Raw genomic sequence first — 23,426 nt, forward strand, 5'->3', positions numbered from 1 at the left:
ACCTCATCCACTCCTTGTTTTAAGTGATTTTTATTCGGCTGATGCCTAATCACTCACCTATCATGGTGGGCATAACAGTATGGGGGACGGGATTTTTATTTGCCCCCAAACGAGATGCGGTCTAGAATCGACAGCGCAAACGATAAAAAAATAATGAATTAAATACAAACCGCTGTAATCAAGCGGTTTTTGTGTTTTTAATACTTTCTGCCAAATTATTCTGATATGTGAATACCGCCGTGGCAGCTAAAGATAGGACAACCCCTTATGGCCACTATTAAAGACGTTGCTCGCCTTGCTGGCGTATCAACCACTACTGTTTCACACGTGATCAATAAAACTCGCTTTGTCGCAGAGACAACGCAAGAGCGCGTGATGGAAGCAGTGAAAGAGCTAAACTATGCACCAAGTGCCGTTGCTCGTAGCCTAAAATGCAATACGACTCGTACCATTGGTATGCTAGTAACTCAATCTACTAACCTATTCTTCTCTGAAGTAATTGATGGCGTCGAGAGCTACTGTTACCGCCAAGGCTACACACTGATCCTATGTAACACTGGTGGTATCTACGAGAAACAACGCGACTACATTCGCATGCTCGCAGAAAAACGCGTTGATGGTATTTTGGTGATGTGTTCTGACTTAACAGAAGAACTGAGCGAAATGCTCAACAACCACAAAGACATTCCTAAAGTTGTGATGGATTGGGGCCCTGAGACCTCTCAAGCAGACAACATCATCGACAACTCAGAAGAAGGTGGCTACCTAGCAACGAAATTCTTGATCGACCACGGTCACAAAGACATCGCTTGCCTAAGCGGTCACTTTGAAAAAGCAGTTTGCCAAGAGCGTATCCAAGGCTTTAAACGTGCGATGAACCAAGCACAACTTGAAGTTAACGAAGATTGGATTCTTGAAGGTAACTTTGAGTGTGACACGGCCGTATTGGCCGCCGACCAACTCGTTGCTATGGACAAACGCCCGACGGCTGTATTCTGCTTCAATGACACCATGGCATTAGGCCTAATGAGCCGTCTGCAACAAAAAGGCATTCGCGTGCCAGAAGACATCTCAGTGATCGGCTACGACAACATCGAATTGGCAGAGTATTTCTCTCCACCACTGACGACAGTTCACCAACCAAAGCGTCGTGTTGGTAAAAACGCATTCGAAATTCTGCTAGAGCGTATTAAAGATAAAGAACACGAAAAACGCGTGTTTGAGATGCATCCAGAAATCGTTGAGCGTAGCACCGTTGCAAGAATCGACTAAGTTAATGATTCAATAAAGATTAGCCGAGGGGCAATCCTTCGGCTAAAGCCTCATAAATGAAAGTTATTCTTGCATAAAGATCACAATTATCCCATATTAATAGACTACTTCCTGACAGAAGTAATTTAATCTTTAGCAGAGCAAATTAAGTCACGCACAGGGCAAACCAAACTGAAAAGTTGGGACGCAAAGCCACCGGCCTAAACATTGTAATGATGTACGGCAGCGGGGTTACCGATGGTAGAAATGCAACACGTTAACTGATTACTCTCCAGAAATCTGCATTGACTGCTATTCTCTCGGACCTGATTTGGTGGCGTATATACACATACACCGAGAAAGTACTGAATGGATAAACCAATACTTAAAGACTCTATGAGGCTTTTTGAGCCCTTAGGTCGGATTAAATCTCGCTCTATGTTTGGTGGGTTCGGCATTTTTGCAGACGACACAATGTTTGCATTGGTTGTACACGACAAGCTTCATATTCGTGCCGACGATGCCCTTACTGAGCAGTTTAAGCAACAAGGATTAGAACCGTACGTGTATCACAAACGAGGCTTCCCTGTTGTTACTAAATATTTTGCTTTAAGTGAAGAGTGGTACCAAGACAGTGCAAAAACACTGCAAACGGCTACCGATGCACTCTCTCTCGCTAAGCAAGAAAAGAGCACTCAAGCGAAAACAAAACCAACTCGTATTAAAGATCTACCAAACTTGCGTCTTGCAACTGAACGTATGCTGAAAAAAGCCGGTATCGAATCAGTTGAGAATTTAGAACAAGTGGGTTCAGTTCAAGCATACAAAGCCATTCAAGCCTCACATGATACCCAGGTGAGTTTAGAGTTGCTTTGGGCACTTGAAGGCGCAATTAAAGGCACGCATTGGTCCGTCGTTCCTCAAGCTCGCCGCCAAGAACTGATGTCTCGCCTTGAGCATTAATTTAGAAAATGAATAAATTGAATTAAGCCAGCCATTGTTGCTGGCTTTTTTTTTGAAATTTTTTGCGTGCTTTGAAGTTCCTATATAAAACAACGAGCAAAGAACCGTATTCATGACTGAACGATGCAACAATACGATCGTAAGATGCGTATCTAAGATAGTGAAATTATCGCGCTATAAAATAGATATCTACCAGAGATAAGTGAGAACCAAGATGAATAAAAAACTGATTTTCGGCCTATTGCTGATTGCCATCATAGCGCTACTTATCACTCAATTTGGCGATCAACTCACCCTCGAAAATGCCAAAGCACAACAGGCAGAGTTAGCCTTGTATATTAAGCAGAACTTTGTTCTAGCGGCGGCGGTTTACTTTTTGGCTTATCTTGCGATTACGGCCTTTTCGATTCCTGGCGCGGCCGTCGTCACTCTGCTTGGCGCAGCATTATTTGGCTTTTGGGCCAGCTTAATCTTAGTCTCTTTTGCCAGCACGCTTGGCGCGACACTGGCTTTTCTTAGCAGCCGCTTCTTGCTACGCGATTGGGTACAAAGCAAATTTGGTGACAAACTCTCCGCCATTAATCTAGGGGTGGAAAAAGATGGCGCGTTCTATCTTTTCTCACTGCGCTTAATTCCGGTCTTCCCATTTTTCTTAATTAACCTACTTATGGGCTTAACCCCGATTTCTACCGCGCGTTTCTATTTGGTGAGTCAAATCGGTATGCTACCGGGCACTGCGGTGTATCTCAATGCGGGGACCCAATTAGCACAAATTGATTCACTCTCAGGTATTGTTTCACCTTCGGTATTAGCCTCATTTGCATTGCTTGGCCTGTTCCCGATTGTCGCGAAATGGGTAATGGCTAAAATAAAACAGAGCGACAAAACCTCGAACAAGGCGTCTAACGGAGAGGCTTAGTGAAAATATTTAGTGCAAATAATCCACCACAAGCTCACATTGTCTGTGAGCTTTTGCGTACCAATAATATTGATTGTGAAGTTCGTGGCGAAGGGATTTTCGGCCTACAAGGTGAGTTGCCCTTTGGTGAAGCAAGTGAACCTTACGTGTGGCTACTCGATAGCAGCCAACAAAATAAAGCATACGAAGTTATTACACAGTTTGAGCAGCCACTATCGGCGCCGCCTTGGCATTGTTCAAATTGTGGTGAAGAAAATGAAGGCCAATTTGCTTTATGTTGGCAATGCGGAACATCGCACAGTTCCTAGCGTATTTGTCATAAATTTAAACAAGAATAAACGATAAGAGCCAAGTAAAAGGCCCTTATCTGGTGTAACAGATTACTTCGCCACAATTTGCTGACGAATAAATTCAATCGAATGCTGATTAAACTCGTCTGGTCGTTCGATATTACATACATGCCCACAGTTTGCGATTTCACGTAACTGGCTGGAACGGTGCACGGCCACCATCTCTTTGACCGGTTGAATAAACATATAGTCACGATCGCCCATCAAATAAAGCGTCGGGATTGGCAACTCTTTCTCTTTAAAGTATCGCATGAGCGGATTGACATCTGCCGCCAAAATAAACCAGCGTTTAAACTCTTTTTGGCACAGCTTCTTTGCCTCACGAATAAATAGATGCCGCGACTGTTTTTGCGTACGCTGTGGCATCACAATATAAGCAAATAAGCGATACAGCCACATGTAAGGCACGATGTGCTTGCAATAGTTACCGAGCCTCACCAAAAGCTGTGAACGCGTATTCAAGCGTGTTACAGCGCCTCCTAGCACCATTGACTTAACTCGGTCAGAGGCCAATTCAGCCAAATTGCGCACGATGATGGTGCCAAGTGACATACCAACAAAGTGAGCTGACTGAATTTTCAAATGATCGAGCACTTGTAAGATATCCAAGGTCACCGTCTTAAAGGTGTAGCGATTGGTCATGAGATCTTTGAGCAACTGACTCGACTTACCGTGACCACGAAGATCGACCAATAACAAGTTGAAATGGGCTTTGTAAGCTTTGATTTGTTTGAACCATATCGATGAACTGCCTCCAGCACCATGGATGAAGACCACCCACTCTTTGCTCGTTGGGTGAGGATAGGTTTTATGAAACAGCAGAGTATTGCTCATCTATGAGAATTGATTTGGTTTCTATTAGGGATTGGCAGACTACCATAAAGTCATGAAATCTTAATTCAGCTTCGGTCAATTTATGAGGGGTTGCGACGAGAAAAGTGTAAAAAAAGGCGTCACTAGACGCCTTTTTAGTCAACCACGTTCAAGGTTTAATGCAAAAGTTAACGAAATGAATCATCCTTTCGTTTGGTTTTACTTAGCTTAACGCTGCGTGATAGAGCGACAGATATTCATCCGCAGCTTGTTTCCAACAAAATTTTTGCTCCATCGCATACAGCTGCACTCGTCTCATCTCTGCTGGGTTTTGCGTGTACAGCAGCAATGAACGTTGCATGATGCTCAGCAATTCCAACGGTTCTGGTTGTTCAAAAACGAAACCCGTCGCTTGCTCTGGTGCACTATCGTAGTCAATCACGCTATCTTTCAAGCCCCCTACTGCACGCACAATCGGCAACGTACCGTAAGCCATGCTGTAGATCTGATTTAGTCCACAAGGTTCAAACTCAGAAGGCATCAAGAAGAAATCTGCCCCAGCTTCAACCCAGTGAGCCAACTCATTGTCGTACGCTTCAACAAAGGCGAACTTTTCACTGTAGCGTTCTGCAATCGCTTTGAGTTGATAAGCGAGTTTAGGATCACCCGTACCGACAATCACAACCTGCACGTCAAGTTTCAAAAATCGCTCAAGAATCGGGATCAAATATTGCACCCCTTTCTGATTGGTCAAACGACAAACCATGCCATACATCGCGATGTCATTTTCAGGCAAACCAACACGTTGCTGAAGCGCGTTTTTACTCGCTTTTTTGCCTTTCAACATGCTCTGCTTGTTGGCTTTGAAATTCACCGGCAAATAATGATCCGTCTCCGGACTCCATGCACTGTAATCACAACCATTTAGGATCCCCACCAAGTCGGCAGAACGCGCTTGAAACTCCTTGGCCATGCCATGGCTGCCAAGTTCCGTTTGTAGCTCTTGCGCATAGGTCGGACTGACAGCATTGATTTTATCTGCCGTCATCACCCCAGCTTTCAGCATCGTAATATGACTATTGCTCACCGCAGCATCAGGAGCGTAATGCACTTGCATCTCAGGTAAAGAATGGACTTCTTCATAACTGAACACACCTTTAAATACCGCATTATGAATTGAAATAATGCTCTTAGTATTGGCAAAGTATGGGCATTCAGCATAACGATGTTTGAGCAAATATGGCACAAAGCCAGTATGCCAGTCATTGGCGTGCACGATATCTGGTTGAAAACCGAGCTTGGCCAGCATATCCAAACTCGCGGCACTAAAAAAGGCAAAACGCTCACCGTTATCTGGATAGGCTTGGTTGTACTCTGAGTACATTTCATCACGACTAAAATACTGATCGCACTCGATGGCATAGACGGGAGTTTCACCAACCGACAACTGGCGCACTTTATAAGGTGTATGAGGCCAATGTTCTAACTGCGTTTCCAATAAAATTGGCGCTTGGTCGACATCGGCGATTTTGCGATACGCCGGTATCGCAACTCGCACATCTTGCCCCATTGAACGCAAAGCTTCAGGCAGTGCCTTGGCGACATCCGCCAAGCCACCGCTTTTGATCAAACCATCAATTTCTGATGCAACAAAGAGAATCGACAATTGCTTAGTAGCCAACTTTGACTCCTTTCGGGATCACCACAATGCCTTCGTCCGAGACATGGAAGTGCTTACGGTCTTCTTTTAGATTCACGCCCACTTGTGTACCCGGTGCAATATCCACATCTTTATCAATGATCACACGGCGTAACACACAACCTTCACCGATTTTGACATCACCAAGTAGAATACTTTCACTGATGTCACACGCAGACGCGATATTGCTGCGGAAACCCAACACTGATTTTTCTATTCTTGAACCACGCACCAAACTGCCATTACAAACCAAACTATCGATGATTTGTACACGACCATTATCACAGTCAGTAAATGTGGCAGGTGGTAATGGCGGATAGTACGTGTGCAGCGGCCACTTACGGTTATACAGCGAGAATGGGGCATCTTTGTGCAACAAATCCATGTGTGCTTCCCAGTACGCATGGATGGTACCAACATCACGCCAGTACACTTCTTCTTTTTCACCAGTAATTTGGTTAGTGCTGAAATCGTAAACGAACACATCGCCACGCGGGAACATCTTTGGAATGATGTCTTTGCCAAAGTCGTGTGACGAATCAGGATTGTCCGCATCTTCAATCAATTCAGCGAACAGCGTTGCTGCTTCAAAGACGTAGTTACCCATCGAAACCAGTGCAAAGCCAGGATCCCCAGGAATTGACTTAGGATTTTGCGGTTTTTCTTCAAAACCGACCATACGCCCTTCCGTATCCACTTCAATTACCCCAAATTGTGAGGCTTGATCGAGTGGCATACGCAGTGCAGAAACCGTCAGTGCCGCTTCTTTCTTTTGGTGGAAATCAAGCATCTGCTTGATGTCCATTTTGTAGATATGATCAGAACCAAAAATACACACTTGTTCAGGTTCTGCCAGTTCCATAAAGCGTAAGTTTTGGTAGATAGCATCTGCCGTGCCTTCATACCAACGTTTCCCCGTACGCATTTGCGCAGGGATAGGATCGATAAAACGGTCAGTGATGCCGTTAATATTCCATCCTTTTTTTAAGTGGTGAAACAACGATTGAGATTTGAACTGAGTTAACACATAAATGCGCATAAGATCAGCATTGATAAAATTGTTCAGCGCGAAATCAATAAGGCGGTAACTACCACCGAAAGGAACCGAAGGTTTACTCCGAGACTCAGTTAAAGGACGCAGTCTTGAGCCCTCACCACCAGCAAGGATCATTCCTAATACACCAGCCATTCGTTATTCTCCATATTATTTTTTATCGTTCGATGCCTAATCTTGGCACCTTTATTCCCTAGTTTGAGCAGCTATAAAAATTCGTTCGGTGTTACGCGGTGTCGCTCCCCCTTATTGATGTGCAAGTTATTGGTTATAAATTATCGTATCTGACAAAGATTACAATTTTAAATACGCTATACCGGCAAATGCTCACAGGTTACTTAATCACCACCTGACCTAGCTCACACATTTGGTAACATTTATCAAAACAATTAACATCTTGAAAACAAGAATGTGATTTGCCTCGCAGGCTACTGAGCAATTTAACAATAACCATCTCGCTTTGGGTTATCAGCCGAAAAACCACACTCTTTCCTCACACACTGTGTTAACAAATTAATATGACAGGCATAAAAAAAGCAGCGATTACTCGCTGCTTTTTCAATTCAATCTAATGATTACTTTTTCTTACGCTTATCGGTAATTTCCCACTTCCCATCAACGAAAAGTGCAGTGTAGCCTGACGGTTTACCATCTACTTCAGAGCGTACATAGTTCTCTTTAGACTTACGACTAAAGCGAACAACCATTGGCAGGCCATCTGGATCTTTCTCTGGCGCGTCCGCTAGGTAGTGGAACTTAGCTGAGATACGATCTTTAAAGCGTTTCAACTCTTCCACCAAAGGCGCACGTGTTTCACGCGATTTAGGGAAAGTACTCGCCGCTAGGAACAAGCCTGACGCGCCATCACGTAGAACAAAGTATGCCTCTGAATTTTCACATGGAAGTTCAGGTAGGTGTACTGGGTCTTCTTTTGGCGGTGCCACTTCACCATTTTTCAGGATCTTACGCGTGTTCTTACATGTCTCGCTAGTACAGTCCATGTATTTGCCAAAACGACCGTTCTTAAGCACCATGTCGCTGCCACACTTGTCACATTCAACCAGTGGGCCTTCATAGCCTTTAACTTTGTATTCACCAAACTCAACAACGTAGCCTTCACAGTTCGGGTTATTACCACAAACATGAAGCTTACGCTTATCATCAATCAGATAAGCGTCCATTGCTGTTTCACAGATTGGACAACGTTTCTTCGCACGCAGTGCTGCCGTTTCAACGTCTTCTTCAAGTACGTTAATAATGCCTTCTTCGTCACCCAAGTTGATGGTGGTCTTGCAACGCTCTTTTGGCGGCAATGCATAACCAGAACAACCCAAGAACACGCCTGTAGACGCAGTACGAATACCCATCTCGCGTGAACAGGTTGGACACTCAATATCGGTGTAAACGATATGGTTAGGCTTCATGCCACCCACATCTTCATCCAGTTCCGCTTTCTCAAGGTCACCGGTAAAATCAGTAAAGAAGTTATCCAGCACCGACTTCCAGTTGGCATCACCGACTGCAACTTGGTCAAGCTTCTGTTCCATTTTTGAGGTGAACTCGTAGTTCATCAACTCATGGAAACTACCATCAAGACGGTCGGTTACGATCTCACCCATCTTCTCAGCGTAGAAACGACGCTGCTCGACTTTCACATAGCCACGATCTTGAATCGTCGAGATGATCGATGCGTACGTTGAAGGTCGACCAATACCACGTTTTTCAAGCTCTTTAACTAATGCCGCTTCAGTAAAGCGTGCTGGTGGCTTAGTAAAGTGCTGCTTCGGTTCAAGATCAACCAAGTCAATTTTATCACCCACTTGAACCGCAGGTAGAATTTGGTCTTCATTCTTGCCCATTGGACGTTGTACGCGAGTCCAACCATCAAACTTAAGGATACGACCTTTCGCTTTCAGTGTGTACTCTGCCGCTTTGACGCTCACAGTGGTTGAATCGTATTGCGCTGGCGTCATTTGACAGGCAACAAACTGGTTCCAAATCAGGTTATACAGTTTGTGTGCGTCTGCTTCCATAGACACAAGATCTTCAGTTTTCACCGTTACATCTGATGGACGGATCGCTTCGTGCGCTTCTTGAGCGCCCTCTTTGCTACCGTAAACCAGTTTACTCGCTGGCAGGTAAGCCTCACCGTACTCTGAACCAATATACTCGCGTAGCGTCTCTACAGCCTCTGAACTCAAGTTAGTTGAGTCAGTACGCATATAAGTGATGTAACCCGCCTCATACAAGCGCTGAGCCAGCATCATGGTCTTTTTAACGCCGTAGCCTAGACGAGTACTTGCTGCTTGTTGCAGTGTTGAGGTGATAAAGGGTGCAGACGGCTTACTTGACGTAGGGCGGTCTTCACGTTTACACACTTCAAAAGCCGCATTTTCAAGCACAGAAACCGCTGCCATGGTGTCCGCTTGATTGGTTGGTTTGAATACCACACCATCTTTCTGCGCCACTTGTAGACGGAAGTCTGTTTTGTTCTGCGTTTGAGTATTGGCGTGGATATCCCAGAACTCTTCAGGGATAAACGCTTTGATTTCGCGCTCACGCTCAACCAATAGCTTCACCGCCACAGACTGAACACGACCAGCCGACAGGCCACGAGCCACTTTTTTCCACAACAGTGGGGAGACCATAAAGCCTACAACACGGTCCATAAAACGACGTGCTTGCTGGGCATTAACGCCATCCATACTAAGTTCGCCCGGTTTTTCGAACGCTTGTTGGATAGCATTTTTGGTAATTTCGTTAAACACTACACGTTTGTATCGCTCTTCATCGCCACCGATGATCTCACGAAGGTGCCATGCGATAGCTTCTCCTTCGCGGTCCAAATCGGTTGCGAGATAAACGCAATCTGCGTCTTTGGCGAGTTTCTGTAGCTCAGCGACTACTTTCTCTTTACCCGGTAAGACTTGGTAATTCGCTTCCCAGCCATTAAATGGATCAATACCCATTTTTTTGATCAGCGATTTACGATCTTTCTCGTGCTTCACACGAGCTTTCTCTTCCGGGCTTAAACCTTTGGTCGATACCGCCGCTGCTTTTTGGCCGGTGCTTTGTCCCGCAGTAGGTAGATCACGTACGTGACCCACACTAGACTTTACGATGAAGTCCTTACCGAGATATTTATTGATGGTTTTAGCCTTAGCAGGCGATTCCACAATAACGAGTGACTTACCCATAACTGACTCTAGTGTCCTTTAGTGACTGATGACGCGAGCTTATCGCACAACATACTTAAAATATTGCTTCTTTTTTTACTATCGAGCGAGATGACCAGAAGATCAATATCTTTTTTTAAAATCACTTTTGACTGCTCGACAAATGCGCGATCTCACTCAAGACGTTAAGTGTGTTTATAAAACCAATTCAATGGTTAGTTCGGTTACGCAATCAATGCCTTACCTTATGAAGTGCCACATACTAAACGTGTGGTTTATATCTCCGCCAACAAAGTAAGCAGATTTATGTAGCCCGTCACAAAACATTTCCACTCAGCACCATGGCTAAAATTGTTATAGGTCATTGGAAAATGCCATTAACTGCACGTACAATCCCTGCCATATCCCGTCAAACCCTCTATTTAAAGGTAATCGTGATGAGCGAAAAGAAAACCATCTCCCAATTTGATCTCCTGCTGATCGCTAACCAAATTATTCAAGCCCACGATGATTATATCGAAGGGATGCGTGCTGATAGCGTAGAAGAAAAAGAAGAAGTTTTGGTCTTTAAAGGCAACTATTTCTTAGATGATAATGGTATCCCAACCGCAAACACGACTGCGGTATTCAACATGTTCAAATACCTTGCACATCATCTGTCAAAAGAGTTTACGTTAGAAAAATAGTCAGTTGATCGAGAATCGAGAATCGAGAATCGAAAGCGTAACATGCGCTTTTGCTTCGAGTAACAGAAAAGGCTGACACGGTGTCAGCCTTTGTTATTTTGAGATTCCCGACTCGGTCGTACCTCCCTCTCGAGAATGACAAACTGACCTTTTACCCACTATTTAGCTAGGTCATTCCTTAACTAAGTCATTCCATAGTGTACGTTAGCACGAGTAGGAAACCTCTATTTTTCTTTATTGTCGAAACCAAGCTCTAAATCCAGTGTTCTCGCTTAGCTTAGCAGCTCAAACCCGCCAATTTATCGAAATAATCAGGGAAGGTCTTCGAGGTACACTTGGGATCATTAATCGTCACAGGCGTGTCGCTCAGCGCAACTAGTGAAAAACACATCGCCATGCGATGATCATCATAAGTATCAATCGCAGCGTGTGTCAGAGCCTCTGGCGGCGTAACAATGATGTAATCCTCACCCTCTTCCACAACAGCCCCCACTTTGCGTAGTTCTGTCGCCATCGCAGCCAGACGATCGGTCTCTTTTACGCGCCAGTTGTAGACATTGCGAATTGCTGTCGTACCTTGAGCAAACAGAGCAGTCGTTGCAATGGTCATCGCCGCATCAGGGATGTGGTTAAAGTCCATATCCACGGCAGTAAGCTTACCGACACGTGAAATCACATAATCCTCACCCCATTCAATTTCAGCGCCCATTTTTTCTAACGCGTCTGCAAATTGAATATCGCCTTGAATGCTGTTTTTACCAATGCCGGTTACTTTGATCGCCCCCCCTTTGATCGCCGCTGCTGCGAGGAAATATGACGCAGAAGAAGCATCACCTTCGACTAAAAAGTCACCTGGAGAAACGTATTGCTGACCCGCTTTAATGGCGAATTGTTGATAATTGCGGTTTTCAACTTCAACACCAAACTGAGCCATGATATGCAAGGTAATATCGATATAAGGTTTCGACACCAAATCACCGACAATGTTGATAACAACATCGTCTTTGGCCAGTGGTGCTGACATCAAAAACGCAGTGAGAAACTGGCTTGAAATTGAACCATCAATTTCAACGCTGCCACCGTTTAAACCGCAGCCAACAATCTTGATGGGTGGGTAATTTTCGTTCTCAAGATAGCTAATTTCAGCGCCCGCTTGGCGCAACGCATCGACTAAGTGGCCGATTGGACGCTCTTTCATGCGTGGTTCGCCAGTCAGTACATACTCACCAGAGCCCAAACAAAGAGCGGCCGCGAGTGGGCGCATCGCTGTACCGGCATTGCCTAAGAAAAGCTCTAACGCTTGGGCAGCATTATCCCCTGTCCCTGTAAACGCACCGCCAAGGCCATCGACTTCACACACCGTTTTATCATCGGATAAACGATAGTTAACCCCTAACGAAGTTAACGCATTGAGCATGTGGCGAATATCATCGCTATCTAGCAAATTCGTTAAACGTGTGGTTCCTTGCGCAAGAGCCGCCAGCAGTAAAGCGCGATTTGAAACACTTTTAGAACCTGGTAAGTTGACCTCACCATCGACTTTATTGATTGGTTGTAATGTAAGGCTTTCCATTTGAGACTACTATTCCTTGCTCACCCAGCATCCTTAGGGTGATGAAAAATTCTTCGTACTGGCAGACTAACGAAAAACCGCCGTTAAAACCAGAGTAAATCCCGTTTTAACGGCAGGAAAAATCATCCGTTTATGCCGCTCACGTTCAATTAATTAGTACTCTTTATCCACTCTGACACCATCATTGAAGTAGAGAATCCTAACTGGGTCGTTACGTTGAAAAATCATTGAACTATCGACATCTTGAATCACGTTAATCAGCCGTTTATCGTCGGTCAAAATAAGCAATTCCACCAAACGATATTCGATGCTGTAGCTTTGATTTGCACGGTTACGCGCCACACTCGCCCCAGCGACCGCCCCCACAGCCGTCGCGACTTCTTTGCCTGAACCGCCACCAAATTGGTTACCGACCAGCCCGCCGACCACGGCACCTAACAATGTTTCCCACCCGTTACCTTTTGACTCGACAATCTCTTGTTGAGTGATATAGCGGACGGAATCTATTTTACCGAAAACAACCTCATTCACCGGACGAGCCACATTCCTTTGATATGCGGCATTGGCAAACAGAGGAAAAATCAATAATATCCATACCCACTTCTTCATCATACTGAACACCTCTTGATGGCTATTTATCTGACAGAACTCGACCCTAACGACTTGAGCTTCCCGTCGCCATTTGACGCATTGGATGATCCCAACGGCTTATTGGCTTTTGGCGGTGATCTGTCGGCCGCTCGCTTATTAACAGCTTACCACAATGGTATCTTTCCATGGTATGGCCCGGATGAGCCGATTTTATGGTGGAGCCCTTCCCCACGAGCGGTGTTCAAGCCTGATATTTTTAAACCCTCGAAAAGTTTAAAAAAATTTCAGCGTAAGCATCAATATCGCGTCAGTATCAACCATGCGACAGAGCAAGTGATAGACCAATGCGCGGCAATGAGAAGCGCTGAAGAGACTTGGCTCAATGAAGATATGCGTCGAGCCTATAAGCAATTAGCACAACAAGGCCGATGCCACTCTGTCGAAGTATGGCAAGAGAACCGTTTGATTGGGGGCTTGTATGGCCTTTCTATTGGCCAGCTATTTTGTGGCGAATCGATGTTTAGCCTCGAGAGCAATGCATCAAAAATTGCCTTGTGGTATTTCTGCTCCCATTTCTACCAACACGGGGGGCAATTAATTGATTGCCAAGTTTTGAACGAGCACACTCAATCTTTAGGTGCATTTGAATTAGAACGCGAAAGCTTTATTCAAAGCCTGCTATCCTTAAGATATCAAGCTCTTGACGAGCATTGCTTTCAACCACAATGGCTTCATTTACCCGCTGAGATATGAGATGAGTTCTGACTTGCAGCAAATTCGTATTGGTCTGACCGATAACCACCCATGTAGCTACCTGCCTAATCGACAGGAGCGCGTTGCGGTGGCACTAGAACCGGCATTGCATAGTTCATCGAACTACGAAGTTTTACTCGCAAATGGATTTCGTCGCAGCGGCGATACCATTTATAAACCGCACTGTGAATTATGCTCAGCCTGCCAACCCATTCGTATCTCAGTACCGAATTTTGAACCATCGCGCAGCCAAAAGCGGCTTTTAGCGAAAGCCAAAACCATCACTTATCAATTGAAAGAAGAACTGGACAATGAGTGGTTCGAACTCTACAACCGATACATTGAAGTTCGTCATCGTAACGGCAGTATGTATCCAGCGAATCGTGATAGCTTCGCTCAGTTCTCTCATTGCACTTGGCTGAACACTCAGTATCTACACATCTATGATAATGGTCGGTTGATTGGCATTGCAGTGACCGACATTCTCAGTAACAGCGCCAGCGCGTTCTATACTTTTTTTGACCCACACTGCGAAATTTCACTGGGTACTTTGGGAGTATTATTGCAAATTGATTATTGTCGTAACCAAGGAAAACAGTGGCTTTATCTGGGGTATCAAATCGATGAATGCCCGGCCATGAATTACAAAGTCCGCTTTCAACCTCATCAAAGGCTAGTAAATCAGACTTGGCAGGGGTAGAATACGCCCCAACTTTACTTAATTCATTTTTATCGGTACGACTAAGCCGGTTGAAATTGTCCATTTGAAAAAGAGGAATAAATGGCTAAAGAAGACGTAATTGAGTTGCAAGGTACAGTCCTTGATACTCTTCCAAACACAATGTTCCGTGTTGAGTTAGAAAACGGTCACGTAGTTACTGCTCACATCTCTGGTAAAATGCGTAAGAACTACATCCGTATTCTTACTGGTGACAAAGTAACTGTAGAGATGACTCCATACGACCTATCTAAAGGCCGCATCGTCTTCCGTGCTCGTTAATCTTTAGATTTACGAATACAACAAAAAACGGAGCCAGTGGCTCCGTTTTTTGTTTTTGTCGAAAAGATCTTACTGACCTAGTGCTTCTTTATAGTGCTGACGGCAAACCGAAACATAACGGTCATTACCACCAATCGCCACTTGATCACCTTGAGCAATCGCATTGCCATGCTCATCCGTACGAATCACCATGTTTGCTTTACGACCACAATGACAAATAGTTTTAAGCTCTACCAGCTTATCTGCCCACGATAGTAGATACTTACTACCTTCAAATAACTCACCCAGAAAATCAGTACGAAGGCCGTAGCATAAAACAGGAATATGCAGTTTATCGACCACTTCCGTTAGCTGATATACCTGCTCTTTCGATAAGAACTGACATTCATCAATCAAAATACAGTGACGTTTTTCTTCGCTATTAAGCGTTTCAATCGCCTTAAACAAATCCGTTTCTGGTTTGAATAAAAAAGCATCTGACTGCAAACCAATGCGCGAACTCACCTTACCAATACCGTAACGATCATCTAATGCCGCAGTGAAAATCACTGGGTTCATGCCACGCTCTTGGTAATTAAATGAAGATTGAAGAAGCGTCGTAGATTTACCCGCATTCATTGCCGAGTAATAGAAGTACATCTGAGCCACGAAAAATATCCTATAGAATAGACAAATCGGATAGAAAAAAGGGCTGACGACTCAGCCCCTTAAAATTATTTATACATCCACTAACTTAATTGATGTGGATATTATTTACGACGCCAGGTTGTGCCCTCTGCGCCATCTTCCAACTCAATACCCATCTCGTTAAGCTTATCACGCGCTAAATCCGCGTTAGCCCAATCTTTCGATGCGCGTGAGTCGTTACGTAGCTTGATCAATGCTTCAATTTCAGCCACTTCATCATCGTTACCCGCATCACCTTTTAGGAAAGCTTCTGCATCTTGATGGAGAATACCAATCACTTCCGCCATTTGGCGCATAACAACGCCTAGAGCACTTGCTTGCTCAATGTTTTCTGCTTTAAGACGGTTGATTTCACGCGCCATATCAAACAGTACTGAGTAAGCTTCTGGTGTATTGAAGTCATCGTTCATCGCGTCATTAAAGCGTGTTTGGTACTCATCACCACCCGCCGCTTCAACTGACAAATCGAGACCACGTAATGAGGTGTATAGACGCTCAAGTGAAGCGCGTGCTTGATTGAGGTTTTCTTCGCTGTAGTTTAGTTGGCTACGGTAGTGACCTGACATCAAGAAGTAACGCACGGTTTCAGCGTCGTAATGACCAAGCACATCACGAATAGTGAAGAAGTTGCCTAGCGATTTAGACATTTTCTCTTTATCAACCATCACCATACCGCTGTGCATCCAAGTATTCACATACTGGGTGTTATGCGCGCAGCACGATTGAGCGATTTCATTTTCGTGGTGTGGGAATTGTAGATCAGAGCCACCACCGTGAATGTCGAAATGGTTACCTAGAATCGCCGAGTTCATTGCTGAACATTCGATATGCCAACCCGGACGACCTGCGCCCCATGGTGATTCCCATGTAGGCTCACCTGGCTTAGACATTTTCCATAGCACGAAGTCTAGCGGGCTACGTTTAGCTGATTCGATATCAACACGCGCACCAGCTTGCAGTTGATCAAGATCTTGCTTAGACAGTTTGCCGTACTCATCGAACTTGCTCACTTCAAACATCACGTCGCCGTTACTTGCCACATAAGCAAAACCGCGTTCGATCAGTTTCTCAACCAATGCAATAATTTCTGGAATAAATTCTGTTGCACGCGGCTCGACATCTGGACGCTTCATATTCAGCGCATCAAAGTCTGCGTGCATTTCACCAATTAAACGCTCAGTCAGTGACTCACAGCTTTCGCCATTTTCATTTGCGCGCTTGATGATCTTGTCATCGATATCCGTGATATTACGAACGAAAGTCAAATCGTAACCAAGGTAACGCAAGTAGCGTGAAACCACGTCAAATGAAACGAACGTGCGGCCATGACCGATATGACAGAGATCGTAAATGGTTACCCCACAGACATACATGCCGATTTTGCCAGCATTGATTGGTTTGAATTCCTCTTTCTGTCTTGTGAGTGTGTTATATATTTTTAACATGATCTCTATGCTTTATCTGGGTGAAACAAAATAGTGGTTCAGTATATCAATTCACACTTGATTAGGTAATCCCTCAAACGGTTAAAAAGCCATCATTAGCGCCTATACTGATGTGTGAACCCCTTCTTTTCACGTATTAATGTCTGAAAAGTTAAGATAGAATCTTCAGCTCAAATCAAAAAACATCGGTTAAGGATACAATCATGATCACCCTTCACACTAATTTTGGTGACATCAAAGTTAAGCTAGACACTGAGAACGCTCCAGAAACAAGCGCAAACTTCCTACAGTACTGCCGTGATGGTTTTTACGACAACACACTATTCCACCGTGTTATCGATGGTTTCATGATTCAAGGTGGTGGCATGGAGTCTGGCCTACGTGAAAAGGCGACTCGTGCAACAATCAAAAACGAAGCTAACAACGGCCTAAGCAACAAAGTAGGTACGCTAGCAATGGCTCGTACTATGGAACCGCATTCAGCAAGCTCTCAGTTCTTCATCAACGTGAGCAACAACACCTTCCTAGATTTCCGTAGCGAAAGCCTAGACGGTTGGGGTTACTGTGTATTTGCTGAAGTAGTTGAAGGCATGGACGTAGTAGACCAAATCAAAGGTGTGAGCACTGGCTCTTACGGTATGCACCAAGATGTACCACTAGAAGACGTGGTTATCACTGGCACGACTATCGAAGCATAATCGTCAATAAAGGGCGCTTTGGCGCCCTTTTTATTTAGCTCTACAGGTATCATGACTACTCTCTTTATCTCCGATCTGCACCTCTCGCCAAACACGACCGAGATCAATCACTGTTTTACCCAGTTTATGCGTAACGAAGCCATTCATGCTGATGCGCTGTATGTGTTGGGTGATCTGTTTGATTTCTGGATAGGTGATGATGACCGCAGTGAGTTTGCTCAGCAAATTCGCGCTGAATTCAAACAACTCACCAATCACGGCGTGCCTTGCTTTTTTGTCAAAGGTAATCGTGACTTTCTTGTCGGTCAGCGCTTTGCCAAGCAAACGGGCGTTACGTTACTGGGTGATGAAACGGTGATCGACCTGTATGGGCGCAAAGCAGTGATCTTACACGGTGATACACTCTGTACCGAAGATACCCAATACTTGGCATTTCGTGCCAAAGTGAATCAACCTTGGCTGCAATGGGTATTCAATCGCTTACCAATGACGCTTAAACGAAAAATCGTTGGTAAAATTCAGCAAGGCGCACGTGATACCAAGAAGTCAAAATCACTGACTATCATGGATGTTACGCAAAGCGAAGTGGAAGATGTCATGATCGCACATGGTGTCGATTTGATGATTCACGGCCACACCCATCGCCCAAATACCCATCACTTTACGAGCAGCAATAACCAATCGATGACCCGTATTGTACTGGGTGACTGGTATGACCAGGGCTCCATTTTGTGCTGTGACACGGAAAATTTGACATTAGAAACGCGCCCTTTGCACAGCAATGAGTGTTAGTTTGAACTAGTTCAAAGCAAAACTTCACGGTATCCCTATCATCGCCCTGAAATAGAAATTAGGTTGATGTCTCTCTTGAAGTATTCTTATTTTGCACGCCAACCGATATTGAACCGGGAAAAACAAACCATCGGTTACGAGCTATTGTTCCGAGATGGTCCAAGCAACACTTTCCCCAATATCGATCCCGAACTGGCGACCAGTCGTTTATTGTCTGATCATATGCTGACCACCCAAAGTGAAACCTTGGGTGACAAACTCGGCTTTATCAATTTTCCCTATGCCAGTTTGATCAAGCAGCTACCTAGCCTGTTCTCCGCCGAGAATATGGTGATTGAAATCCTTGAAGATTGCCAGCCAACACCAGAGTTGTTGGCGGCTGTACGTTCGCTACATCAACAAGGCTATACCCTAGCGTTGGATGACTTTATTCCCAATAAAGAATGGCGCGAGTTTCTGCCTTACATCTCAATCATTAAATTCGATATCCATGTCGTACCGATTGAAAAAGCCAAGATCTATATTGATAGCTTGAATAAGTACAACATCGAATTTCTCGCTGAAAAAATTGAAACACACCAAGAATACCAACAAGCACTACAGGCGGGCTTTGTTTACTTTCAAGGTTACTTTTTTGCCAAGCCTGAAATGGTACAAAAGAAAGCTTTAGAGCCATCGTTTATGACGGTGATTGAACTGATCACTGAAATATCTCAAGATCAGCTGGATTTCAAAGTGTTGGAGCATTTGGTTTCCAAAGACGTCACCTTATCGTACAAATTGCTGCGCTACGTCAACGCGTCGGCCATGGTCAGCAACAAGATCCACTCCTTCAAACAAGCACTGATTTACCTCGGTGAAGACCGACTGCGCAAATTTATCTCTCTCGTCGCCCTTTCAGCCACGCAAGAAGGTAAACCGGATCATCTTTATACCTTGTCAATTCAGCGCGCGAAATTCTGTCAACTGTTAAGCCAGCAAATGCGGTTGAGTAAGACACCTAAGAAGAGCCATGCGTTTTTAACCGGCATGTTTTCACTGCTCGATTCATTGCTCGATCGCCCTTTAGAAGACATTCTCAATGATGTGCCGATCGACGATGCGATCTTTCAAGCTCTGATCGAAAAACGCGGCGTGTTAGGCGGGCTATTGATGTTGGTCAGCGCTTACGAAAAAGCACATTGGGATAAAGCCGCCAGCATTAGTTTTAAACTCAAACTCAGTGACCAAGCCGTTGCCAAAGCTTATCAAGAATCAATACGCTGGACAGCAGAACTGGTTGAAGTGCAGTAGCGCTTTACTCTCAGCGAGTGGCTCAATACACTAGCGCCAATTTCAGCTTAACTAATGGTACTCGTATGAGTCATTGTCCTTGCGGTAACCCAACGAATTACGAACAGTGCTGCCAACCTGTTCACCTTGATCATCACCAAGCTAAAACGCCAGAGCAACTGATGCGTGCTCGTTACAGTGCACACGTAAAAGGTTTGGTCGATTTTGTCGTAGCAACCTATCACCCAAGTTGCGAAGCCGAAGCACAACGTGACGCCATCGCAGACTCAGTAAACAGCAACTGGCTCTCACTCGATGTACTTGGAAGTGAAGATGGTCAAAACAGCGACGAAGGTTTTGTTACATTCCAAGCTTATTTTGAACAAGAAGACGACGAGTTTTGCCTTGAGGAACGTTCACGCTTTGTACGTGAAAACGATCTTTGGTACTACATTGATGGGGAATATGCCGAACAAGCTGCCGAGCCACAAGATGAAAGATTGTCACAACCAATCAAAAGTCTCAAAGTGGGGCGAAATGACCCATGCATTTGTGGCAGCGGTAAAAAATTTAAGAAGTGCTGCGGATAATTAAACAAAAAAGGTAGATGATTGTGCATCTACCTTTTTATTATCGACAACTTGACGTTATTCACTGTCATTTGGGTTAACACGAACAATATCGGATTGTTGTTTCTGAAATTGCTTTTTCAGCTCCGTTTTGGATTTAAAGCTAATTTCGCCTCCCTGAGCAACCGTCATATGCTGAGCTTCTTCATTGTGCTTAGCTTGATAGAGCATGACGGCTTGCATACACGAATCACGTTGTTGTTGAGAAAGTACGGTTCCTTCTGGCCACTTGCCTGTCTCAACGGCAAAAAGTAAGCGTTGGTAAGCATCAGGCGTTATGGCATTGACTAACTGCTCTGCGTCCATGAGTTATCCTTCTTATCATCGTTATGAGCAAAACATAACTGGCTCGCTATATGAGTCAAGACAAGAACCCAGAATAAGCGTATCTGATCACAAGCATTGAAATTATGAATAGACTCAAGTTGGCAACCACCATTGGCTTAGGTTTTCTCCTCAGCGGATGTTTTGAAGGACGAAAAAATACCGAGCAACTTTGTGCAGAAAACCCTGCACTCCGCTGTGAACTACTCAATATGGATGATGGACAATGTCGTGTACCACGCACAGACTTAGTTTGGCATCGCTTCGAAGTGCTGAAAGATCCCTCGGATATCAACAAAATTCGCGAGTATCATTTCTTGGCTGACTATAAAAAGTGTTTGACGTTAGCTGCACAAATTCAGCCGATGGATCAAAATAACCGCAAAGAAAAACGCTTTACCTCACAGATGCATGTCACGGATGATCAAGTTCGCTTAATTAACGAGTTAAAGCAATCAACCTCGCCTCAAGCGCTCTATTTCCTCTGGAGCCAAGAAGGTGATGAACAGGCACAGCGTCAATTTTTGCAACTTGAAGGGACACAAGCACTAGAGAGTGCCGAAATGCAATATGCGTTAGCTACCTTCTATACCAGTCGTGATGCTGAGAAGACGCTCTACTTACTTAACCGCTCACTTGAATTAGCGGATGGTAAACAGCCCAATATTGATGCAATCAAAACACTGGCCAGTATCAACTTCCAGCAAAACCGCAAAGAGTTGGCTTATATATGGGCACTCGTCGCCAGTCACTTCGATGTCAAAACCGCCTCAGCCAATAATCGACAGTTAATGTATGGCTTTAGTGAAGACAAATATCAGCAACTGAGTGATATTGCAGATAAGGTGCACAATGCGATTGAAGATGGCAAATATACCACCAGCATGATCCCACAATATGAGTGAGCACAATATGAGTGAGATCGACGCTAACGGAACGAGTTAACTGATCGTTCCACCTGAAAGATTCAAACAAACAGCGGTGATTTATTCACCGCTTTTTTGTTGATTGTTGAAAATTAACGACACAGAATTGACACAGAATCGTTCACCCGTCGTTGGTGGACCATCGGGAAAAACGTGACCTAAATGGCTATCGCAACGGGCGCAGCGGATCTCAGAACGAACCATTCCGTGACTCAAGTCTTGTAAATAACGAATCGCTTGGTCGTCAATCGGGGCATCAAAACTTGGCCAACCACACCCTGAGTCGAACTTATTATCCGATTGAAAGAGTGGCGCTTGGCAACACGTACAGGAATAAACCCCACTTTCTCGGTTGTGTAACAACTTGCCACTAAAAGGGGCTTCAGTCCCCTGCTCTCGACAAACTCGAAACTCCTCATCAGACAAGCGATCGCGCCAGTATTCATCTGGCTTTGAAACCTTTTCAATTTCTCTTTTCATTCGCTTACTCCTTTGTTTACTAATCTAATTTTACCTAGATTATCGCTAAAAATTTACCTTTATCGACCTTTTGTAGCACATACTTTCTCACCGTGATAGAGTAGTCCAACAGCTGGCTAAGATTTAGTCATGCGACCATTTTATGTCAACTGGCAGCTGAAAAAAGTAAATATCCGTATAAAAGATAACCATTTGCGACTAATTGTGAAAAAAAGCGTCGCTTTTTTTTGACATTAAACAAGTTAAGTCCGATTATCTCTTGCAGACATTTACTGGATTCTGTAATTTTACTACCAGTTATCTTTAATCAGAAATTAAGTTGTGGAGCAGCTATAATGACTATCAAAGTAGGTATTAACGGTTTTGGCCGTATCGGTCGATTCGTATTCCGTGCAGCGCAAGAGCGCAACGACATCGAAGTTGTAGGTATTAACGACCTTATCGACGTAGAATACATGGCATACATGCTGAAATACGACTCAACTCACGGCCGTTTCAACGGTACTGTTGAAGTTGTAGACGGTAACCTAATCGTTAACGGTAAAACTGTACGTGTAACTGCAGAGCGCAACCCTGAAGATCTAAAATGGGATGCAATCGGTGTTGACGTAGTAGCAGAAGCTACTGGTCTATTCCTAGACGACGCAACAGCACGTAAGCACATCACAGCTGGCGCGAAGAAAGTTGTTCTTACTGGTCCATCTAAAGACGCAACTCCAATGTTCGTTATGGGCGTAAACGATTCAACTTACGCAGGCCAAGACATCGTTTCTAACGCTTCTTGTACTACTAACTGTCTAGCGCCTATCGCTAAAGTTCTAAACGACAACTTCGGTATCGTTTCAGGTCTTATGACAACTGTACACGCTACTACAGCAACTCAAAAAACTGTAGACGGTCCTTCAGCTAAAGACTGGCGCGGTGGTCGTGGTGCTTCTCAGAACATCATCCCATCATCAACTGGTGCTGCTAAAGCAGTAGGCGTTGTTCTTCCTGAGCTAAACGGCAAACTAACTGGTATGGCTTTCCGCGTACCAACTGCTAACGTTTCTGTAGTTGACCTAACTGTTAACCTAGAGAAAGGCGCATCTTACGAAACTATCTGTGCAGCAATGAAAGCAGCATCAGAAGGCGAACTAAAAGGCGTTCTAGGCTACACTGAAGACCAAGTTGTTTCTCAAGACTTCATTGGCGAAGTTCAAACTTCAGTATTCGATGCTAAAGCTGGTATCGCTCTAACTGATAACTTCGTTAAAGTTGTATCTTGGTACGACAACGAAATCGGTTACTCAAACAAAGTTCTAGACCTAATTGCACACATCTCTAAGTAATTTCTTAGATAGCA

Annotated in this window: 24 protein-coding genes and 1 riboswitch; of the genes, 14 read left to right on the forward strand and 10 right to left on the reverse strand. The window is 44.4% G+C overall.

The features are described 5' to 3' along the window. The first annotated feature begins 267 nt into the window (after positions 1–267). The 4 genes from purR (at position 268) to RJD38_RS01625 (ending at position 3,441) form a co-directional block, all read left to right on the forward strand. Entirely contained in the window at positions 268–1,272 is a 1,005-nt protein-coding gene (gene purR / locus RJD38_RS01610; RefSeq protein ID WP_005600135.1) for an HTH-type transcriptional repressor PurR, read from the forward strand. Positions 1,273–1,422: 150 nt separating this feature from the next. Beyond that, positions 1,423–1,511: riboswitch (cyclic di-GMP riboswitch) on the forward strand. Positions 1,512–1,620: 109 nt separating this feature from the next. After that, a complete protein-coding gene (locus RJD38_RS01615) occupies positions 1,621–2,214 on the forward strand; it encodes a TfoX/Sxy family DNA transformation protein (protein WP_005600137.1) in 594 nt (197 codons plus the stop codon). A gap of 214 nt (positions 2,215–2,428) precedes the next feature. Next, positions 2,429–3,133: a TVP38/TMEM64 family protein gene (locus RJD38_RS01620; protein WP_065545158.1), complete on the forward strand. Its 705-nt coding sequence runs from the start codon at positions 2,429–2,431 to the stop codon at positions 3,131–3,133. Next, positions 3,133–3,441: a putative signal transducing protein gene (locus RJD38_RS01625; protein ID WP_005600140.1), complete on the forward strand. Its 309-nt coding sequence runs from the start codon at positions 3,133–3,135 to the stop codon at positions 3,439–3,441. The genes RJD38_RS01620 and RJD38_RS01625 overlap by 1 nt, the downstream gene beginning before the upstream one ends. Before the next feature lie 72 nt (positions 3,442–3,513). Here the strand turns inward: RJD38_RS01625 and RJD38_RS01630 are convergent, their stop codons facing one another. The 4 genes from RJD38_RS01630 to topA form a co-directional block, all read right to left on the reverse strand. Beyond that, positions 3,514–4,317 (reverse strand): alpha/beta fold hydrolase, encoded by an 804-nt coding sequence (locus RJD38_RS01630; RefSeq protein WP_005600141.1) that lies wholly within the window; start codon positions 4,315–4,317, stop codon positions 3,514–3,516. Positions 4,318–4,519: 202 nt separating this feature from the next. After that, positions 4,520–5,977 (reverse strand): glycogen synthase GlgA, encoded by a 1,458-nt coding sequence (gene glgA / locus RJD38_RS01635; RefSeq protein ID WP_065545157.1) that lies wholly within the window; start codon positions 5,975–5,977, stop codon positions 4,520–4,522. Beyond that, positions 5,967–7,184, reverse strand: a complete 1,218-nt coding sequence (gene glgC / locus RJD38_RS01640; RefSeq protein ID WP_005600145.1) for a glucose-1-phosphate adenylyltransferase — start codon at positions 7,182–7,184, stop codon at positions 5,967–5,969. The genes glgA and glgC overlap by 11 nt, the downstream gene beginning before the upstream one ends. A gap of 440 nt (positions 7,185–7,624) precedes the next feature. Beyond that, a complete protein-coding gene (gene topA / locus RJD38_RS01645) occupies positions 7,625–10,246 on the reverse strand; it encodes a type I DNA topoisomerase (protein ID WP_065545156.1) in 2,622 nt (873 codons plus the stop codon). A gap of 416 nt (positions 10,247–10,662) precedes the next feature. Here topA and RJD38_RS01650 point away from each other — a divergent pair, with 416 nt between their 5' ends. After that, entirely contained in the window at positions 10,663–10,911 is a 249-nt protein-coding gene (locus RJD38_RS01650; protein ID WP_005600149.1) for a YciN family protein, read from the forward strand. A gap of 277 nt (positions 10,912–11,188) precedes the next feature. Here the strand turns inward: RJD38_RS01650 and aroA are convergent, their stop codons facing one another. Further along, a complete protein-coding gene (aroA, locus tag RJD38_RS01655) occupies positions 11,189–12,484 on the reverse strand; it encodes a 3-phosphoshikimate 1-carboxyvinyltransferase (protein ID WP_005600151.1) in 1,296 nt (431 codons plus the stop codon). A gap of 153 nt (positions 12,485–12,637) precedes the next feature. Continuing rightward, positions 12,638–13,093 (reverse strand): glycine zipper 2TM domain-containing protein, encoded by a 456-nt coding sequence (locus tag RJD38_RS01660; protein ID WP_040758065.1) that lies wholly within the window; start codon positions 13,091–13,093, stop codon positions 12,638–12,640. A gap of 18 nt (positions 13,094–13,111) precedes the next feature. On the opposite strand from RJD38_RS01660, the gene aat reads away from it, so the two are divergent. From aat to infA, 3 genes are all read left to right on the forward strand, one after another. After that, positions 13,112–13,828, forward strand: coding sequence for a leucyl/phenylalanyl-tRNA--protein transferase (gene aat, locus RJD38_RS01665; protein WP_009384976.1), 717 nt, complete (start codon positions 13,112–13,114; stop codon positions 13,826–13,828). A 1-nt stretch (position 13,829) separates the two neighbouring features. Further along, positions 13,830–14,528 (forward strand): arginyltransferase, encoded by a 699-nt coding sequence (locus tag RJD38_RS01670; protein WP_009384977.1) that lies wholly within the window; start codon positions 13,830–13,832, stop codon positions 14,526–14,528. A gap of 81 nt (positions 14,529–14,609) precedes the next feature. Continuing rightward, positions 14,610–14,828: a translation initiation factor IF-1 gene (infA, locus tag RJD38_RS01675; protein WP_005600159.1), complete on the forward strand. Its 219-nt coding sequence runs from the start codon at positions 14,610–14,612 to the stop codon at positions 14,826–14,828. 69 nt (positions 14,829–14,897) lie between these two features. On the opposite strand, the gene RJD38_RS01680 is transcribed toward infA, so the two are convergent. Continuing rightward, complete coding sequence (locus tag RJD38_RS01680) at positions 14,898–15,476, reverse strand: thymidine kinase (protein ID WP_005600161.1); 579 nt, start codon at positions 15,474–15,476, stop codon at positions 14,898–14,900. Between the two features lie 101 nt (positions 15,477–15,577). Then, positions 15,578–16,960: a cysteine--tRNA ligase gene (gene cysS, locus RJD38_RS01685; protein ID WP_065430673.1), complete on the reverse strand. Its 1,383-nt coding sequence runs from the start codon at positions 16,958–16,960 to the stop codon at positions 15,578–15,580. Between the two features lie 203 nt (positions 16,961–17,163). On the opposite strand from cysS, the gene RJD38_RS01690 reads away from it, so the two are divergent. From RJD38_RS01690 to RJD38_RS01705, 4 genes are all read left to right on the forward strand, one after another. Beyond that, positions 17,164–17,658 carry a peptidylprolyl isomerase gene (locus RJD38_RS01690; protein ID WP_005600165.1) on the forward strand — a complete coding sequence of 165 codons (495 nt, stop codon included), beginning with the start codon at positions 17,164–17,166 and terminating at the stop codon, positions 17,656–17,658. 51 nt (positions 17,659–17,709) lie between these two features. Next, on the forward strand, positions 17,710–18,450 hold the full coding sequence (lpxH, locus tag RJD38_RS01695) for a UDP-2,3-diacylglucosamine diphosphatase (RefSeq protein WP_005600166.1): 741 nt from the start codon (positions 17,710–17,712) through the stop codon (positions 18,448–18,450). Between the two features lie 75 nt (positions 18,451–18,525). Beyond that, a complete protein-coding gene (locus RJD38_RS01700) occupies positions 18,526–19,743 on the forward strand; it encodes an EAL and HDOD domain-containing protein (RefSeq protein ID WP_005600168.1) in 1,218 nt (405 codons plus the stop codon). Positions 19,744–19,808: 65 nt separating this feature from the next. Next, the gene (locus tag RJD38_RS01705) at positions 19,809–20,312 is read left to right on the forward strand and encodes a YchJ family protein (protein WP_005600170.1); all 504 of its coding nucleotides are present in this window, start codon (positions 19,809–19,811) and stop codon (positions 20,310–20,312) included. Positions 20,313–20,369: 57 nt separating this feature from the next. Here the strand turns inward: RJD38_RS01705 and RJD38_RS01710 are convergent, their stop codons facing one another. Then, positions 20,370–20,657, reverse strand: a complete 288-nt coding sequence (locus RJD38_RS01710; RefSeq protein WP_005600171.1) for a YeaC family protein — start codon at positions 20,655–20,657, stop codon at positions 20,370–20,372. A gap of 104 nt (positions 20,658–20,761) precedes the next feature. Between RJD38_RS01710 and RJD38_RS01715 the strand changes: the two genes are divergently transcribed. Then, entirely contained in the window at positions 20,762–21,580 is an 819-nt protein-coding gene (locus RJD38_RS01715; RefSeq protein WP_065545155.1) for a DUF2989 domain-containing protein, read from the forward strand. Positions 21,581–21,661: 81 nt separating this feature from the next. Here the strand turns inward: RJD38_RS01715 and msrB are convergent, their stop codons facing one another. Continuing rightward, positions 21,662–22,081 (reverse strand): peptide-methionine (R)-S-oxide reductase MsrB, encoded by a 420-nt coding sequence (gene msrB, locus RJD38_RS01720; protein ID WP_065545154.1) that lies wholly within the window; start codon positions 22,079–22,081, stop codon positions 21,662–21,664. A gap of 335 nt (positions 22,082–22,416) precedes the next feature. Here msrB and gap point away from each other — a divergent pair, with 335 nt between their 5' ends. Continuing rightward, a complete protein-coding gene (gap, locus tag RJD38_RS01725) occupies positions 22,417–23,412 on the forward strand; it encodes a type I glyceraldehyde-3-phosphate dehydrogenase (protein ID WP_005600177.1) in 996 nt (331 codons plus the stop codon). Positions 23,413–23,426: the final 14 nt, after the last annotated feature.

It is taken from the genome of Vibrio scophthalmi, from assembly GCF_040869025.1.
Taxonomy (GTDB): domain Bacteria; phylum Pseudomonadota; class Gammaproteobacteria; order Enterobacterales; family Vibrionaceae; genus Vibrio; species Vibrio scophthalmi.

Bases quoted from the DNA above. Each gene is read 5' to 3' on its own strand.
- aroA (WP_005600151.1), bottom strand. From the start codon at position 12,484: ATGGAAAGCCTTACATTACAACCAATCAATAAAGTCGATGGTGAGGTC.
- RJD38_RS01715 (WP_065545155.1), top strand. From the start codon at position 20,762: ATGAATAGACTCAAGTTGGCAACCACCATTGGCTTAGGTTTTCTCCTC.
- glgC (WP_005600145.1), bottom strand. From the start codon at position 7,184: ATGGCTGGTGTATTAGGAATGATCCTTGCTGGTGGTGAGGGCTCAAGA.
- msrB (WP_065545154.1), bottom strand. From the start codon at position 22,081: ATGAAAAGAGAAATTGAAAAGGTTTCAAAGCCAGATGAATACTGGCGC.
- topA (WP_065545156.1), bottom strand. From the start codon at position 10,246: ATGGGTAAGTCACTCGTTATTGTGGAATCGCCTGCTAAGGCTAAAACC.
- RJD38_RS01670 (WP_009384977.1), top strand. From the start codon at position 13,830: ATGAGTTCTGACTTGCAGCAAATTCGTATTGGTCTGACCGATAACCAC.
- RJD38_RS01690 (WP_005600165.1), top strand. From the start codon at position 17,164: ATGATCACCCTTCACACTAATTTTGGTGACATCAAAGTTAAGCTAGAC.
- RJD38_RS01630 (WP_005600141.1), bottom strand. From the start codon at position 4,317: ATGAGCAATACTCTGCTGTTTCATAAAACCTATCCTCACCCAACGAGC.
- RJD38_RS01620 (WP_065545158.1), top strand. From the start codon at position 2,429: ATGAATAAAAAACTGATTTTCGGCCTATTGCTGATTGCCATCATAGCG.
- purR (WP_005600135.1), top strand. From the start codon at position 268: ATGGCCACTATTAAAGACGTTGCTCGCCTTGCTGGCGTATCAACCACT.
- aat (WP_009384976.1), top strand. From the start codon at position 13,112: ATGGCTATTTATCTGACAGAACTCGACCCTAACGACTTGAGCTTCCCG.
- RJD38_RS01710 (WP_005600171.1), bottom strand. From the start codon at position 20,657: ATGGACGCAGAGCAGTTAGTCAATGCCATAACGCCTGATGCTTACCAA.
- cysS (WP_065430673.1), bottom strand. From the start codon at position 16,960: ATGTTAAAAATATATAACACACTCACAAGACAGAAAGAGGAATTCAAA.
- lpxH (WP_005600166.1), top strand. From the start codon at position 17,710: ATGACTACTCTCTTTATCTCCGATCTGCACCTCTCGCCAAACACGACC.
- RJD38_RS01705 (WP_005600170.1), top strand. From the start codon at position 19,809: ATGAGTCATTGTCCTTGCGGTAACCCAACGAATTACGAACAGTGCTGC.
- infA (WP_005600159.1), top strand. From the start codon at position 14,610: ATGGCTAAAGAAGACGTAATTGAGTTGCAAGGTACAGTCCTTGATACT.
- gap (WP_005600177.1), top strand. From the start codon at position 22,417: ATGACTATCAAAGTAGGTATTAACGGTTTTGGCCGTATCGGTCGATTC.
- RJD38_RS01660 (WP_040758065.1), bottom strand. From the start codon at position 13,093: ATGAAGAAGTGGGTATGGATATTATTGATTTTTCCTCTGTTTGCCAAT.
- RJD38_RS01615 (WP_005600137.1), top strand. From the start codon at position 1,621: ATGGATAAACCAATACTTAAAGACTCTATGAGGCTTTTTGAGCCCTTA.
- RJD38_RS01650 (WP_005600149.1), top strand. From the start codon at position 10,663: ATGAGCGAAAAGAAAACCATCTCCCAATTTGATCTCCTGCTGATCGCT.